This is a genomic window from Klebsiella sp. K-3, assembly GCF_051207495.1.
Lineage (GTDB): Bacteria > Pseudomonadota > Gammaproteobacteria > Enterobacterales > Enterobacteriaceae > Klebsiella > Klebsiella aerogenes.
In genome coordinates, this window is record NZ_JBPNXF010000002.1 from 119,164 (window position 1) to 133,898 (window position 14,735).

The window sequence follows — 14,735 nt, forward strand, 5'->3', positions numbered from 1 at the left end:
GGTAAAGAAATGAAATTATTACCACTCTGCACGCTGGGACTGCTCACGGTGCTGACGCCATTTACTGTCGTCCAGGCGGCTGATGATTCCGCCAATTTACTACGCGATCCCAATCAACTATCACGTAATGATGTGCGGTTGAGCGGCGAAAAGTTTCTCAAGGCCTGGCTGGCGCAAGACAATACCCAGCAGCAGTTAAAGGCCAATATGTATCTGCTTGGCGTGATGGATGCAACAGAAGGTAAAGCCTGGTGCGGTTATCAGCAGGCACTGCCGGGATCGCTTCGAGAAAGCGTCTACAGCTATTTCAAAAAGCTGCCCGACGAGCGAATAAAACAGCCTGCGGCGATGCTGATTACCGAAGCGTTGGCGAAGGAGTTGCCTTGTCATGGATAACCACTGGAGAATAAAAATGAACGCCAGACCTTCTTTTGTTGCCGCATGGGCGGCGGCAACGCGCATTTACGACGCTAACGATCCTATTGGTAAAGTTAAGCGAGTCATCGGTGGAAAAGTGAAACACAACTTTGAAATACCGGAACAGCAGGGTGGCTGGTCAAATAGCTGTGCCGTACGCATGAGCTATGTGTTGAACTATACCGGGCATCCAGTGCCGCGTATTGCCGGACTGACAGTATCTGGCGCAGATAACAAATGGTATTTCTTCCGGGTTAAAGATGTTATCGCCTGGCTGACCCGCCAGTGGGGTAACCCCGATATGATCGTTAGTTATCCTTCTTTACCCGTTCAGCAGTTGGCTAATACAAAAGGCGTGATTTTGTTCGAAGTACAGGGCTGGAGCGATGCCGCTGGCCATGCCACTTTTTGGAATGGCTTAACCTGTTCGGATCACTGTTATTTCAATGCCCAGGACACTAATTACACGACGACCAAAGCCAATTTTTGGGAGTTGCCATGAACAGAATCATTATCAGTCTGCTGCTTGCTAGCAGTGCGTCGGCTTATGCCTGGGACGACCCGGTATTGTTTGTTAAACAGCTACCCTATAAGCAGGTTGTTAAAGACGTGGTTTTATCCCGCTGTCTGGCGCAGGTAGCCGATGATAAAAGTCAGTTTTCTGTGGATGCTGCGCGCAGTAGCAATGCGTTGCTGGAGTGGGTGCCTTTTGATATTGAAAACGGTAATGACAAAATTAACGCCATTATTACTAAATACAAAAGTGCCACCAATGACTTTCATTCCGAGAGACAACCCGCAATTCAGGGCGTCACTTTGAATTGTTTGCGCCTTTATCATAGTACGGAACTGGATCAATTAACTTCGCAAATAATCATCGGTGATCCTAATAAAACCTGGAGTCAGGATAACCCGCATTAATTTCAACTTTGCATTCCTGCTATTTCACAGCATGAGTGTTAAGACCAGCAATGGGCTTAAGCCTGTTGCTCTGAGGCAGAGGTAAAATATGGATGGTTTTATTCAGCCCCATGCTTTCCTGTTTGCCATATAAGTGCTTTTTCGAAAGCAATAATTTTCATTAACGAAGAGTAGATATTATGGCTATTGATATGTTTCTGAAGGTCGAGGGTGTAACCGGTGAATCAAAAGATTCTAATCACACCGGTTGGACTGATATTACCTCTTTTTCCTGGGGCGCATCCCAGCCGGGTAATATGAGCGTGGGCGGCGGTGGCGGTGCGGGTAAAGTGAATTTCAACGACCTGCACGTAAATGCGCTGATCGACAAATCCACCACCGCGATTCTGAAGCACTGCTCCAGCGGCAAGCATCTGACCAAAGTTGAACTTTCGGTCTGCAAAGCCGGTGGTCAGCAGGTTGAATATGCGCGAATCACCCTCGAAGATGTACTGGTGACTTCCGTGCAGTACACCGGCGCCGATAACGGCGACACCGTTGGCGTAACCTATGCCTTCCAGGCGGCGAAAGTGAAACAGCAGTACTGGGAGCAGACTTCCGCTGGCGGTAAAGGGGCAGAAAGCAGCGCCGGCTGGAATATCAAAGAAAATAAAGAAGCATAATTGCCTACGTGCCGGGGATTTTCCCCGGCCATTCTCAATCAAGGAGGAAGGATACATGGCAAATTTGCAGGAAGGGGGTTATCGTTCTCTTACTATCGGCGAGATAGCATTAGCACGTTTGGTTTTTGGCGACGCAATAAAATATTCTGAAGTTAAAGGACATAATAAAATTTACTTACCATTTAACATGCAATCAAATAATGTTGTAATGACGCCTAATGGTGAAATGTATTGATCGGCGGGCATGGTTATGAGTAAATTTTTTATTATATTGGCGTTCACAATCATGATAAACGCCTGTGTACCTCACCCGGCACAATATCAGACGTTTTCAGTAACACTAAAAAACAATGAGCCTTGTTTTGCTCTCCCCGTTAACTCAGGGCTGGAAGCGCCTATCACTAGTTCTTCGCCCACCATTATGAAAAAAACGGCCAATGAATGGAAACCAATATCACCGCCAGCGACGTTCAGCCCTACCGCGATGTTAAATAGCCAGCAGTGTCACCAATGGAGTGGTATTACATGGCAAGCTGGAGAATATGATGTTGCACTAAAAGTGTCTGGTAAAAACGATTCCGTTCGTTATGGTGCTCGATTCTCCTTAGTAGAAAGTGCTTCAGGGCAATTTAAGCTTACACAGACTGAATAAAATGTGTCCCCGCAAACGCCGCCGTTCTTATTTCGAGAGCGGCAGCGTTTGTGCGCCAATCATATCAGCAGGAATAGGCTATGCGATTCACGATTATTTCGACCAAAGCCGGTCATCAGCCCCCGCAGGGCAGCTGTGACTTTTACGCGCCGGGCGGTACCATTGGGCGCGGCACGGACAATAACCTGGTGCTGCCGGATGACGACCGCGCCATATCTCGCCTGCAGGCCATCGTCCACGTGGCGGCAGACGGCGAGTGCAAAATTACCAATCGCGGCAACGTGACGCGGGTGGTACTCAACGAGATCCCGCTGGAGCGGGGGCGTCAGGTTGAACTCCAGGATGGCGATATCCTCGCCATTGACGACTATCGTATCGAAGTCAGCGATCTGCTGCAGGATAGCCAACCGATAAGCCGAATGGCGGCGAGCGGTCAGCCGCCTGTCACTGCGAAACCGTCAACACCTGCGCCATCCGCAGCGCCCACCGTGGCGGAAGCCGCACCAACCGCGGTACCGTCAGAAATCTGGGATAGCCTGATGCAGGAATTCTCGATTGCCGACAGTATTTCCAGCAGCCGGGCCAAGCCGCAGGCCGATAACGCGCCGAATCCCTTCGCTGAGCCGAAGCCTGCCGAACGTAATCCGGAAGATCCGCTGGCGATGTTCGCTGATAGCGAACCGCTGTTTGAGCGCCCGCCGGTGGCGACGGACGACCTGTTTGCCGATGACACCCCATTTGATCGCGATAGTATCTTTGCCGACGTTACGCCAACGACGCTGGTGCCGCCAGTTGAAAAACCGGCTCAGCCTGTCGCCGATGAGCCGCAGGTAGAATTGGATCCGCTGGCGCTCTTTGGCGGCGACTCGAGCGCTAAAACCGCGCGTCATGACGATCCGCTGGGGCTAATGGGCGGCGCGCCGCTGACATCGGTAGATGCCTTCAGCAACGATGAGCCTGCTAAAACGGTTGCCGACGAGCCTGATGCCGCTTTTGATTCGCCATTATTAATGACCCAGCCGCCGCAGGAGCCGCCCGCGGCAGCGCGCGAAGAAGCGCCGGAAATAACCTTACCGACGCCGCAGGCCGTGGCGCGGCAAGCCGCCCAGACGCCAAAAGGGCGCTTGCGTATCGATCCCGTACGTCATGAACATCAGGCGACCAGCACGCCGCAGCCGGGTAACGGCGAAGTGCTGCAGGGAGAGCTACTGGAAGCCTTACTGGAAGGCATGGGGCTCGGCGATATGCAGCCGGTGCCGCAGTTCGACAAAGAGAATATGCGTCAGCTTGGTCAAATGCTGAGCATGTTCTCGCAGGGCACCGTCGCGCTGCTCTCTTCGCGTTCGATCCTCAAACGCGGCGTCAAAGCCGATATGACCATGGTACTGGACGACGCCAATAACCCGTTCAAGCTGTTGCCTTCGGGCAAAACCGTGCTGATGCAAATGTTCGGCGCGCGGATGCCGGGCTTTATGCCGCCGAAAAAATCGGTACGCGATGCGTTGATTGACCTGCAGGCCCATCAGTTAGGGATGATCTCGGGGATCCGCGCGATTATCGCCGCGATGCTGCAGTCCTTTAACCCCGAGCAGCTGGAAGAAGAGGCTAAACGCGATGGCCACACTTCGCGTCTGGCGCTTCCGGCCAGCCGCAAAGCGGCGTTATGGGACTATTTTGTCCGTACCTACGGCGAAACCGCCGGGGAAATTGAAGACGATTTCCACACCCTGTTTGGCGAAGCGTTCCTCTATGCCTATGACATGGAAGTGAATCAGTACAAAGACTCACAGAGCGGATCGGAAGAATAATGGACATTACCACGGCTTCTCTTTCCCGCCAGGGAACGCGCGCCAGCAATCAGGATCAGACCGGCGAATGCGTGGGTGAGCGCTCCGCCTGCTTTGTGGTCTGCGACGGCATTGCCGGGTTGCCCGGCGGCGAGATGGCGGCGGAACTGGCGCGCAACGCGATTCTGGATCGGTTTGACGGCGATAATCATCTGAACGCCCAGACCATTCGCCAGTATGTACAGCAGGCCAACGGCGCCATTCTCCAGCAACAGCAGGCGACGCCGGATTATCGGCGAATGGGCACCACGCTGGTGAGCCTGTTTATCGATCGCGATTATAAGCTGGCCTATTGGGCCCACGCCGGTGATAGCCGGTTATACCTGTTTCGCCGCGGCTGGCTGTACCACGTCACCACTGACCACAGTCTGGTCCAACAGATGAAAGATGCCGGACATCAGACCGACGATATTAACAGTAATCTGCTGTACCGGGCGTTAGGCATGGCCAGCGACGGCGCGGAAGCCAGCTATAGCGATGTGGTGCCGGTGGAAGACGGCGATGCCTTTTTGCTCTGTACCGATGGTTTCTGGCACGGCGTTGGCGAAGAGCAGATGAAATCCTCCCTGCAGATGGTCAATACCCCGCAGGAGTGGTTAACCCTGATGAATCAGTATCTTCAGAGAAACAATGACGGCGACCAGGCCTCGCAAGACAACTACAGCGCCGTCGCGGTATGGATGGGCAGTCCGGAAGAGGCGACGCTGCTGCACTCGCTGGCCGATGCCGCGCAATTTTTCCCCCTGCGGGATTGAGACAGGCTAAGAAGGATTTTTATGAAACATTGGATATTGGGTGCTGCAATATTTGCCGCCACCGGCGTCGCGCAGGCGGAAAACTACCGTATCGTGCAATCGCCTTCGCAAAAACTGGATGTCTGGATCGATAACATCAAGGGCAATACCGCGCAGAGCTGGTGCGCTAATGAAGTGGCGCTACGCATCGTCGCCAACGGCAACAAGAACGTCAAGATACTGGATAACTTCCTGCCGCGCGTCGGCGCGTTAATGGAGCATCAGTGTTCGCGTTTGCAGCAGTTGAACTGGACGCTGGTTGACGCTAACAATGGGCATATCGCTCAGGGGAGCGCGGCGAAAAACAAAAAATGGGCGGTAAAAGTCGCGCCAGCCGAGACCGCTGCGGCGGCGGAAAAGCCCGTCGCGCCAGCCTGGCTGCCGCCGGAAGAGAAGGCGGAAAAACTGTCTCCCGCCGCCGACCGTACGCCGTGGCAGGAGTTCACATTGCAGGGCGGCTGTCGACTGCGCACCTTCTGGCAGGAAAGCGCCGCCGCCTTATTCATTCCCGCTGTTGAATCCGGTAGTTGCGAAAAGGGCGGCTGGCTGAGCGGTCGCACCGTCATCACTCAATCCGTTAACGGTAAAGAAAAGCAGAGCACCGTGACGTTTGTGCACGGCTTCCCGGTGGTGGGTCTCAATGCCGCCGCTGACCCCAACAAACTTCTGATCACCGCGGTCAATAACCAACGCATGGTAGTCAGCAATGAAAACGCTCAACAAAGCTGGATGATCCTGCCTTATGACCCCGGGCAAAACGGTTGGCAGATGACCGGCACGCTGGCTATCGAAATGTCTCGCGAACTGGCCAACGATCCGTCGCGTCTACAGGCGCGGATAGAGGCGGCGCGTAGCGTCTGGACGCCGTGGCTGGCGCCGGATATCAAACTCAACGTTGTGCTGATCGACGGCCTGCACCCGCTGCTGCGTAACCCGGCGGCAGGCGCATGGCGCGCGGCGAACTAAGGAGCAACGATGAACACGCTATATCAACAGCTGGCTGGCGAAAGCGTCGGCGCGGCGCTGCAGCGCCTGGAAAGCGAGATCAAAAGCCGTCCCGCCGATGCCGATTTACGTGCGGCGTTCGTCCAGTTTCTATGCCTGAGCGGTAACTGGACGCGTGCGTTGGCGCAGCTAAAAAGCTGGCTGGCGCTGAAGCCGCAGGCCAGGCCAACGGTCACCCTGCTGGAACAGAGCATTCAGGGCGAGCAGCAGCGAGATGCGGTATTTGCCGGCAGCGCCCGCCCGCAGATGCCGGACAGCCAGTGGCCGTGGCTGTCTGCGCTGGCCTCCGCGCTTTGTGTTGATTCAGAAACCGCCCAGCGACAGCGGCTGGCCGCCTTTGAACAGGCGCCCCTTAATCCTGGCAATCTCAATCAGGCGGATACTCCCGCGGTCGCTTTTCACTGGTTGATGGACGGCGACGCGCGTCTGGGCCCGGTTTGCGAACTTATCGTCAATGGACGGTATTGCTGGCTGCCTTTTACCGCTATCGCCGAAATTCGTTTTCAGGCCCCGGCGAGTGTCACCGATCTGGTGTGGCGACATGCGCTGGTACGCCTGACCGATGGTAGCGAGCAAGTGTGTCAGATCCCCGCGCGTTACCCTGTCACGCCGCAGGCGGAGGCGCGCTTCCAGCTGGGCCGCGCCACCGAGTGGCAGCCGCTGGACGACGAAGGCGCGCTGTATCAGGGCCACGGGCAGAAAGTGTGGCTTAACGATAACGATGAATTCCCGATTCTCTCTCTCGACGTGGTGAGTTTTGCATGAACAAACCGGTACGCGACGGTGACGCGCTGCGCAGCGGCTGGCAGGCGCGTAGTAAGCAAGAGACCATTGGCGCCCGCGATAAGATGCAGCCGTCGCTGCTCGACCGCCTGACCGATAATCAGCCGCAGAAAAAATCGGAGCCGCTTAACAGCAACCTGATCACCCACAGTACGCTGCGCCGTCACGTGCTGCGCGATCTGCAGTGGCTGTTTAATACCATCAATCATGACGATCCGCAGGCGTTGGACGCGCTGGCGCACGTGCGCCGTTCGGTGGTTAATTTCGGCGTCGCGCCGCTGGCCGGGAAACGGATGTCGGATATTGAATGGCAGGATATACAACGCAAACTTACCGAGGCGATTATTAGCTTCGAACCGCGCATTCTGCCGCAGGGGCTGCAGGTCCGCTGTATTTCTGATACCCAGTCACTGGATTTACATAACGTCCTGTCGATTGAAATTAAAGGGCGTCTGTGGTGCGTACCGTATCCATTAGAGTTTTTGTTCCGTACCGATGTGGATCTCGAAAATGGCCACTTTGAATTGAAAGACGCGGGGTAACGATGGAAGGCAAACTGCTTGAATATTACAACCGTGAGCTGGCCTATCTGCGTGAGATGGGCGCTGAATTCGCCGAACGCTATCCGAAGGTTGCCGGCAGGTTGGGCATGCGCGGTATTGAGGTCGCCGATCCTTACGTTGAGCGGATGATGGAGGGGGTCGCCTTTCTGACTTCCCGCGTCCAGCTAAAAATGGACGCCGAGTTCCCGCGCTTTTCACAACGTCTGCTGGAGATGATCGCGCCCAATTATCTGGCGCCTACGCCGTCGATGGCGATAGCCGAACTGCAGCCGGACATCAATAAGGGCGATCTGAGTAAAGGTTTCGTGGTACCACGCGGTACGATGATGGACAGCCAGGTACTGAAGAAAAACGGCGTCACCTGTAGCTATACCACCGCGCACGATGTCACGCTGTTGCCGCTGCGTATTGAGAAAGCCGAACTCGGCGGGATCCCCGCCGATGTGCCGCTGGCCGCGCTTGGGCTAAGCCAGCGCGGCGCCGTCAGCGCTTTGCGCCTACGTATCAGCTGTGAAGGGGCTCAACATCTTGGCCATCTGACCTTTGACCGGCTGGCGTTTTTCTTAAGCGGCCCGGATATTGAGGCGCTACGCCTGCTGGAGCTGATTCTTGCCCACCAGGTCGGCGTGGTGTGCCAGACCACCGGGCGCGATCCGCTGCGTTTTTCGCTGAGCGAAGAGGCTATCCAACAAGAGGGTTTCGCCGCCAATCAGGCGCTGTTACCGGAAGATCTTCGCAATTTTGACGGCTACCGGTTGCTGCACGAATACTTTGCCTTCCCGGCGCGCTTCCGCTTTATCAGTATTAACGGCCTCAGCAAGTTAATCGGTCAGTGCAAGGACGAAAAATCCTTCGATATTATTGTTCTGCTGGATAAAACCGACGACCGGCTGGAACAAGTGGTGGAAGCTAACCACTTCGCGTTGCACTGCACGCCGGTGATTAACCTGTTTCCGAAAATCGCCGCCCGCCAGTCGCTGAGCGACAGCCAACATGAATACCATCTGGTGGTCGATAACATCCGCCCGCTGGATTATGAAATCTATTCGGTGAGTAAAATTCACGGCAGTGCCGATGGTCACCGCGACGATCGCGAGTTCCGTCCATTCTGGAGTTCATGGAGCAAGGATGCCGGAGATTACGGCGCTTATTTTTCACTGCGCCGCGAACAGCGGGTGCTTTCCGAACACGCGCTGCGCTATGGCACGCGTACCGGCTATACCGGCTCTGAGACCTTTGTCTCACTGGTCGATGAGCAGCATGCGCCGTGGCAGGAAGATCTGCGTTACATCACCGCCGAGGTGCTGTGCACCAGCCGCGATCTGCCGTTGATGCTACAACAGGAGCTGGGGCAATTCGTGCTGGCGGATTCGCTACCGGTAAAAACATTGAAAATGCGTAGCGGCCCGACGCCGCCGCGACCGGCGCTGGCGGAAGGGCTCAGCACCTGGCGGCTGATAAGCCAGCTGCAGATGAACTATCTCAGCCTGATGGACGGTGAAAATGGCGAAGGCGCCGCGGCGCTGCGCCAGTTGCTTGGGCTGTATGCCGGGCTGGCGGAGACCGCCGTGGCCCGCCAAATCGAAGGGGTACGCCACTGCGTGCTGGAGCCGGTTCATCGCCGGGTGCCGGAGCCGGGGCCGATCGTCTTCGCCCGCGGTATCGGCATTACCTTAACCGTTGATGAACGTGCTTTTTCCGGCGCCAGCCCGTGGCTGTTTGGCAGCGTACTGGAACGGGTCTTTGCCCGGCTGGTGTCGCTCAACAGCTTTACCGAATTCACCTTATGTAGCCAGCAGCGCGGCGAAATTGGTTACTGGGCGCCGCGAATGGGGAAAAGGGCGCTGATATGAGTGCGACGTTGGCTACCATTCATCGCCTGACGCCGCTGGCGGACGTTTTCTGGCGCGAGGTTACCGCCGCGCCCTGGCGCTACGATCTTTTTCATCTGCTGCGCCGCATTGACGCGCAAGGGGGCGAACGTTACCCGCTTGGGCGCGCGCCGCTGCCGAAATTTGAATCGCTGCGCATCGGGCAAACGCCATCAATGGGGTTTGCCCCCGCGACGCTGGCCAGCGCGCAAAAACGGGCAAATAGCGCGGTGCATGAGATATCGATTCTCAGCTTCGGTCTGTTCGGCCCCAATGGCCCGCTGCCGGTTCATATGACCGAATACGCCCGCGAGCGTATTCATCATCATCAGGACGACAGCCTGAGCGCTTTTGCCGATCTCTTTCATCACCGCCTGACGCTGCTGTTCTACCGCGCCTGGGCCGACGCGCAGCCAACGGTATCGTTAGACCGTGCGGACAACCGCCGCTTTGAGCGCTATCTCGCCTCACTCATCGGCATGGGCCAGCCGGGGCAACTGGAGAAGGGCGACCTGAGCCCGCATGCGCGTTTCACCCACGCAGGCCATCTCAGCCGCCATGGTCGGGATCCGGAAGGGCTGGAGAAGATCCTGCGAAATTACTTCAAAGTCCCGGTCAACATTATCAGCAACGTGCCGCAATGGATGCCGCTGACCTCGCGAGAACAAGCGCAACTGGGGGCGGGAAGGCGTTTACCTCGCCTGGGCGTCTCGGCGTTTCTCGGCGTCGCGGTACGCGATGTTCAGCATAAATTCCGCCTTGAAATCGGCCCGCTTAGCGCCGCCGAATACGCCCGTTTTTTGCCGGGCGAAAACGCGGTGAACGAATTACGCGACTGGATCCGTCAGTATCTTGGGATCGAATATGCATGGGATGTCAGGGTACTTATCCGCGGCGATGAAATACCCGGTACGGTCCTCAGCGGCGACGGCAAACTGGGTTACAGCACCTGGCTTGGCCACCAGCCAGCCCCCGCGCCGCGTGGCGATTTAGTGTTTAGCGTGGAGCAGAGCGACGCTTGATGTCGTCTGCTCTCTGACACCTTTATTAATGTTATCAATGGAACCGAACATGTCAGAAATCAGCCGTGCCGTACTCTTCGGCAAACTGGATACGCTGTTGTTTACCTCGCTGGAAAGCGCAACCGCCTTTTGTAAACTGCGCGGTAACCCTTACGTTGAGCTGGTGCACTGGCTGCATCAGCTGATGCAGCAGCAGGACGGCGATCTGCAACACATTATCCGCCATTTCGCCCTTGATGAGCAGGCGCTGACCCGCGATATCATCGCGGCCCTGGATGCGCTGCCGCGCGGCGCCAGCTCGGTCTCCGACCTTTCTGAGCATATCGATAGCGCCGTCGAACGCGCGTGGGTTTATGGCTCGCTGAAATATGGCGTCAACCGCATCCGCGGCGGCCATTTGTTAATAGGGCTGCTGAAAACCTGGAATCTGGCTAACGTTCTGAAAGGCATTTCGCCGCAGTTTAGCAAAATCAATGTCGATGCCTTGAGCGAGAGCTTTGAGACGCTGCTGGCCGCCAGTAAAGAGAGCCAGCAGGCGGCGGTGGAGACGGCCAATACGGGCGCGACGCCGACGGCGCAGGGTACGCTGGCCCAGTACGGACAGAACCTGACGCTGCGGGCGCAGGAGGGCAAGATCGATCCGGTGGTTGGCCGCGATGAAGAGATCCGCCAGATGGTGGATATCCTGATGCGGCGCAGGCAGAACAACCCGCTGCTGACCGGGGAAGCCGGCGTCGGTAAAACCGCGGTAGTGGAAGGGCTGGCGCGGCGGATCGCCGCAGGCGATGTCCCGCAGCCGTTGCGTAATATTGAGCTGTGGCTGCTGGACATCGGCATGCTGCAGGCCGGTGCGGGCATGAAAGGCGAATTTGAAGCCCGTCTTCAGGCGTTAATTAACGAAGTGCAATCCAGCCCGACGCCGATCGTGCTGTTTATCGACGAGATCCACACTCTAATAGGCGCAGGCGGCCAGCAGGGCACCGGCGATGCGGCGAACCTGCTGAAACCGGCGCTGGCGCGCGGACAGCTACGTACTATCGGCGCGACCACCTGGGCGGAGTACAAAAAATATATTGAAAAAGATCCGGCGTTGACCCGCCGTTTTCAGACGGTGCAAATCCACGAGCCGGATGAAGAGAAAGCGTTGCTGATGCTGCGCAGTACCGTATCTCCGCTGGAGAAACACCATCGGGTGCTGCTGCTTGATGAAGCTGTCAACGCGGCGGTGAAGCTGTCGCATCGTTATATTCCCGCGCGGCAATTACCGGATAAAGCGGTCGCGTTGCTGGATACCGCCTGCGCCCGCGTCGCCGTCAGCCAAAGCGCGCCGCCGCCGCAGTTGGAAGATTGCCTGCAGCGCATTGCCGCCCTGGATGTGGAACTGGAGATTGCCCAACGCGAGAGCCGGGTGGCGATTGGCGATGCTCAGCGCATTGAGCAACTCAAGCAGGCGCGTCAGCAGCAGGAAACCGAACGCGATACCTTGAGTCGTCGCTGGGAGCAGGAACGCGCGTTGGTTGATGAAGTCATCGCGTTGCGCGCGCAATTGCAGGAGGCTGATGACGACGCCCAGCCGGCACTGCGCCAGACGCTTAATGAAAAACAGCTGGCGCTAAAAACCCTGCAGGGTGAGATGCCGCTGCTATTCGCGGCGGTAGATGAGAACGTAGTGGCGGCGGTGGTCGCTGACTGGACCGGCATTCCGCTGGGGCGGATGGTCAAAAATGAAATTGACGCCGTACTGAGCCTGGCCGACACGCTCAACCAGCGAGTGATTGGCCAACGCCACGGGCTGGATCTGATCGCCAAACGTGTGCGCACTTCACGCGCGCGGCTCGACGATCCCAATAAGCCGGTCGGCGTCTTTATGCTTTGCGGGCCATCCGGCGTGGGTAAGACCGAAACCGCGCTGGCGCTGGCGGAAGCGCTGTACGGCGGCGAACAGAACGTTATCACCATCAACATGAGTGAGTTCCAGGAGGCGCATACCGTCTCGACCCTGAAGGGCGCGCCGCCGGGTTACGTGGGTTACGGCGAAGGCGGGGTGCTGACTGAAGCGGTGCGTCGCCGCCCGTATAGCGTGGTGCTGCTGGATGAAATCGAGAAGGCGCATCCGGACGTGCACGAAATCTTTTTCCAGGTGTTTGATAAAGGCTGGATGGAAGACGGTGAAGGCCGCCATATCGATTTCCGCAATACAATCATTATTTTAACGTCTAACGTCGGTACCGAGCTGATTAGCGCTATGTGCGCCGACCCGGATCTGATACCCGAGCCGGAAGCGCTGAGCGGCGCGCTGCGTCAGCCGCTGTTACAGGTCTTCCCGCCAGCGCTGCTCGGCCGCCTGTTGGTGGTGCCGTACTACCCGCTGAGCGATGCGATGCTGGGGCAAATCGTGCGCCTGCAGCTGGCGCGTATTCAGCGCCGTCTGCAGGACAATCACAACATTGTCTGCGAGATTGACGACAGCGTCGTCGAGCAGGTGGTTCAGCGTTGTACCGAAGTGGAATCCGGCGGGCGTATGGTCGATGCGATTCTGACCAACACGCTGCTGCCGCAGATGAGCCAAATTCTGTTAACCGCCAACCGTAACGATGAGCAGTTTACGCAACTGCGCATCAGCTATGCGCAAGGCGAGTTTCATTGTCAGTTTGCCGCGTAACACCATCAGAAAGTGAGTCTTAAGATGACGGATCACGAAAACAATCGGACTGTCCTGAACGCGCTGCCGGTCGGGTATCGTTTTAACGAATTTGAAATAAAGGAAGTGATTGGCGGCGGCGGTTTCGGCATTGTGTATCGCGCCTGGGACCATCAGCTGGAACGTACCATCGCGATTAAAGAGTTTATGCCTTCATCGCTAGCGGTACGTAACGAAGATATGACCCTGGTACTGCGTAGCGAGCGCTTTAGCAAAGCGTTCTCCGCTGGATTAAACAGCTTTATCCAGGAGGCGCGGCTGCTGGCGCGCTTTAATCATCCCAACTTGCTGCACGTGCTGCGCTTTTGGGTTCAGAACGACACCGCCTATATGGGCACGCTGTTTTATAGCGGCACCACTTTGAGCCGCCTGCGCGAACAGCAGCCAAACCTCATCGATGAGGCATGGATCCGCCGGATGCTGCCGATGCTATTCGGCGCCATTAAAACCATTCACGACGCCGGCTATTTGCATCGTGATATCTCACCGGAAAATATCCAGATCCAGGATAACGGCCTGCCGGTGCTACTTGATTTCGGTTCGGCGCGCCGGACCATCGGTAATCTCTCCGACGAAACCGAAACTATGCTGCGCCCGGGTTATGCGCCTATCGAGCAGTATACCGACGATAATGACAGCGAACAGGGCGCCTGGACCGATATTTATGCCGTCGGCGCGGTGCTGCATACGCTGATCGTGGGTTCACCGCCGCCGGTGAGCGTGGTGCGGAGTATTCAGGACAACTATCAGCCGCTGGCGGAACTGAAGCCGGCGGGTTACTCGCTGCCGCTGCTACAGGCGGTCGATAAAGCTCTGGCGCTGCGGGTGGAAGATCGTCCCCAGTCAATCGACGCGTTTGCCGAGCTGATTGAAATGCCGGTGTCCAGTATCGATGACGTCTTGTCGGTCAAAAAAACCGGCACCATGCTGGCGCTGGTCGAAGAGGAAGAACAGGCGCCGGCCGCGACAGACTGGCGGCGCTATAAGGTTCCGGGGATGGTCGCCGCAGGCGTACTGGTCGGCATTATTGCCGGCGGTATGCTGTTCAGCGGCGGCGGCAGCGAGGCGCAACCAGCACAGAGCGCCAGCACCCAGCCGCCAGCGGCAGTTACGCCGCCTGTAACAACGCAGACCGCTAACGCGCAGCCCGCTCCGCCCGTTGCCGTTCAAGAGAGTAAACCTGCCGCCGCGGCGGCGCCTGTTGCTCAGGTTTACGTGCGCATGCGGGAAGGGGAAAAGCTCAAACTCAATGGCGAACCACATAATACGCAACCGGCCACAAACGGCTTCGCCTCGCTGAAGCTGGCGCCGGGGCATTATGAAATTACCCTGCAGGGTAATGGACAAACCCGCGAGCAGACGCTGGAGATCGCCAAACCGGGAACCTGGCTTATTAATCCATCGAGCTAGATGGCGCAATTGAGAGCGAAATCCACTCGCCAGCAATGCACGGCGGGTGGGATAATCATTTAGCGAGATATCACTGATCAACAAGGA

General features: G+C 56.9%; 15 protein-coding genes. All 15 read left to right on the forward strand.

The window, feature by feature from the left end:
* The first annotated feature begins 9 nt into the window (after positions 1-9).
* Complete coding sequence (locus ACSEMK_RS03355; protein WP_228302251.1) at positions 10-396, forward strand: Rap1a/Tai family immunity protein; 387 nt, start codon at positions 10-12, stop codon at positions 394-396.
* Between the two features lie 16 nt (positions 397-412).
* The gene (locus ACSEMK_RS03360; RefSeq protein WP_182941316.1) at positions 413-919 is read left to right on the forward strand and encodes a type VI secretion system amidase effector protein Tae4; all 507 of its coding nucleotides are present in this window, start codon (positions 413-415) and stop codon (positions 917-919) included.
* Positions 916-1,338: a T6SS amidase immunity protein Tai4 family protein gene (locus ACSEMK_RS03365; protein ID WP_182941231.1), complete on the forward strand. Its 423-nt coding sequence runs from the start codon at positions 916-918 to the stop codon at positions 1,336-1,338. The genes ACSEMK_RS03360 and ACSEMK_RS03365 overlap by 4 nt, the downstream gene beginning before the upstream one ends.
* A gap of 179 nt (positions 1,339-1,517) precedes the next feature.
* On the forward strand, positions 1,518-2,000 hold the full coding sequence (locus tag ACSEMK_RS03370) for an Hcp family type VI secretion system effector (RefSeq protein WP_015366565.1): 483 nt from the start codon (positions 1,518-1,520) through the stop codon (positions 1,998-2,000).
* A 55-nt stretch (positions 2,001-2,055) separates the two neighbouring features.
* Entirely contained in the window at positions 2,056-2,235 is a 180-nt protein-coding gene (locus tag ACSEMK_RS03375; RefSeq protein ID WP_113373352.1) for a hypothetical protein, read from the forward strand.
* Positions 2,236-2,244: 9 nt separating this feature from the next.
* A complete protein-coding gene (locus tag ACSEMK_RS03380) occupies positions 2,245-2,652 on the forward strand; it encodes a putative T6SS immunity periplasmic lipoprotein (protein ID WP_213316095.1) in 408 nt (135 codons plus the stop codon).
* Positions 2,653-2,732: 80 nt separating this feature from the next.
* Positions 2,733-4,460, forward strand: coding sequence for a type VI secretion system-associated FHA domain protein TagH (gene tagH / locus ACSEMK_RS03385; protein WP_430915132.1), 1,728 nt, complete (start codon positions 2,733-2,735; stop codon positions 4,458-4,460).
* Positions 4,460-5,254 carry a PP2C family protein-serine/threonine phosphatase gene (locus ACSEMK_RS03390; protein ID WP_430915133.1) on the forward strand — a complete coding sequence of 265 codons (795 nt, stop codon included), beginning with the start codon at positions 4,460-4,462 and terminating at the stop codon, positions 5,252-5,254. The genes tagH and ACSEMK_RS03390 overlap by 1 nt, the downstream gene beginning before the upstream one ends.
* A 21-nt stretch (positions 5,255-5,275) precedes the next feature.
* Entirely contained in the window at positions 5,276-6,259 is a 984-nt protein-coding gene (locus ACSEMK_RS03395) for a hypothetical protein (RefSeq protein WP_113373354.1), read from the forward strand.
* 9 nt (positions 6,260-6,268) lie between these two features.
* On the forward strand, positions 6,269-7,063 hold the full coding sequence (locus ACSEMK_RS03400; RefSeq protein ID WP_430915134.1) for a type VI secretion system accessory protein TagJ: 795 nt from the start codon (positions 6,269-6,271) through the stop codon (positions 7,061-7,063).
* Positions 7,060-7,623, forward strand: coding sequence for a type VI secretion system baseplate subunit TssE (tssE, locus tag ACSEMK_RS03405; protein WP_015366570.1), 564 nt, complete (start codon positions 7,060-7,062; stop codon positions 7,621-7,623). The genes ACSEMK_RS03400 and tssE overlap by 4 nt, the downstream gene beginning before the upstream one ends.
* 2 nt (positions 7,624-7,625) lie before the next feature.
* Positions 7,626-9,497 carry a type VI secretion system baseplate subunit TssF gene (gene tssF / locus ACSEMK_RS03410; RefSeq protein ID WP_430915136.1) on the forward strand — a complete coding sequence of 624 codons (1,872 nt, stop codon included), beginning with the start codon at positions 7,626-7,628 and terminating at the stop codon, positions 9,495-9,497.
* Positions 9,494-10,537, forward strand: a complete 1,044-nt coding sequence (tssG, locus tag ACSEMK_RS03415) for a type VI secretion system baseplate subunit TssG (protein ID WP_430915137.1) — start codon at positions 9,494-9,496, stop codon at positions 10,535-10,537. The genes tssF and tssG overlap by 4 nt, the downstream gene beginning before the upstream one ends.
* Positions 10,538-10,586: 49 nt before the next feature.
* Positions 10,587-13,199 (forward strand): type VI secretion system ATPase TssH, encoded by a 2,613-nt coding sequence (tssH, locus tag ACSEMK_RS03420; RefSeq protein ID WP_271032537.1) that lies wholly within the window; start codon positions 10,587-10,589, stop codon positions 13,197-13,199.
* 24 nt (positions 13,200-13,223) lie between these two features.
* Positions 13,224-14,648: a serine/threonine protein kinase gene (locus tag ACSEMK_RS03425; protein WP_129242710.1), complete on the forward strand. Its 1,425-nt coding sequence runs from the start codon at positions 13,224-13,226 to the stop codon at positions 14,646-14,648.
* Positions 14,649-14,735: the final 87 nt, after the last annotated feature.

Coding starts and splice junctions, on each gene's coding strand:
- ACSEMK_RS03395 (WP_113373354.1), top strand. CDS start 5,276: ATGAAACATTGGATATTGGGTGCTGCAATATTTGCCGCCACCGGCGTC.
- ACSEMK_RS03365 (WP_182941231.1), top strand. CDS start 916: ATGAACAGAATCATTATCAGTCTGCTGCTTGCTAGCAGTGCGTCGGCT.
- tssH (WP_271032537.1), top strand. CDS start 10,587: ATGTCAGAAATCAGCCGTGCCGTACTCTTCGGCAAACTGGATACGCTG.
- tssE (WP_015366570.1), top strand. CDS start 7,060: ATGAACAAACCGGTACGCGACGGTGACGCGCTGCGCAGCGGCTGGCAG.
- ACSEMK_RS03400 (WP_430915134.1), top strand. CDS start 6,269: ATGAACACGCTATATCAACAGCTGGCTGGCGAAAGCGTCGGCGCGGCG.
- ACSEMK_RS03425 (WP_129242710.1), top strand. CDS start 13,224: ATGACGGATCACGAAAACAATCGGACTGTCCTGAACGCGCTGCCGGTC.
- ACSEMK_RS03390 (WP_430915133.1), top strand. CDS start 4,460: ATGGACATTACCACGGCTTCTCTTTCCCGCCAGGGAACGCGCGCCAGC.
- ACSEMK_RS03370 (WP_015366565.1), top strand. CDS start 1,518: ATGGCTATTGATATGTTTCTGAAGGTCGAGGGTGTAACCGGTGAATCA.
- tssF (WP_430915136.1), top strand. CDS start 7,626: ATGGAAGGCAAACTGCTTGAATATTACAACCGTGAGCTGGCCTATCTG.
- ACSEMK_RS03360 (WP_182941316.1), top strand. CDS start 413: ATGAACGCCAGACCTTCTTTTGTTGCCGCATGGGCGGCGGCAACGCGC.
- ACSEMK_RS03380 (WP_213316095.1), top strand. CDS start 2,245: ATGGTTATGAGTAAATTTTTTATTATATTGGCGTTCACAATCATGATA.
- tagH (WP_430915132.1), top strand. CDS start 2,733: ATGCGATTCACGATTATTTCGACCAAAGCCGGTCATCAGCCCCCGCAG.
- tssG (WP_430915137.1), top strand. CDS start 9,494: ATGAGTGCGACGTTGGCTACCATTCATCGCCTGACGCCGCTGGCGGAC.
- ACSEMK_RS03375 (WP_113373352.1), top strand. CDS start 2,056: ATGGCAAATTTGCAGGAAGGGGGTTATCGTTCTCTTACTATCGGCGAG.
- ACSEMK_RS03355 (WP_228302251.1), top strand. CDS start 10: ATGAAATTATTACCACTCTGCACGCTGGGACTGCTCACGGTGCTGACG.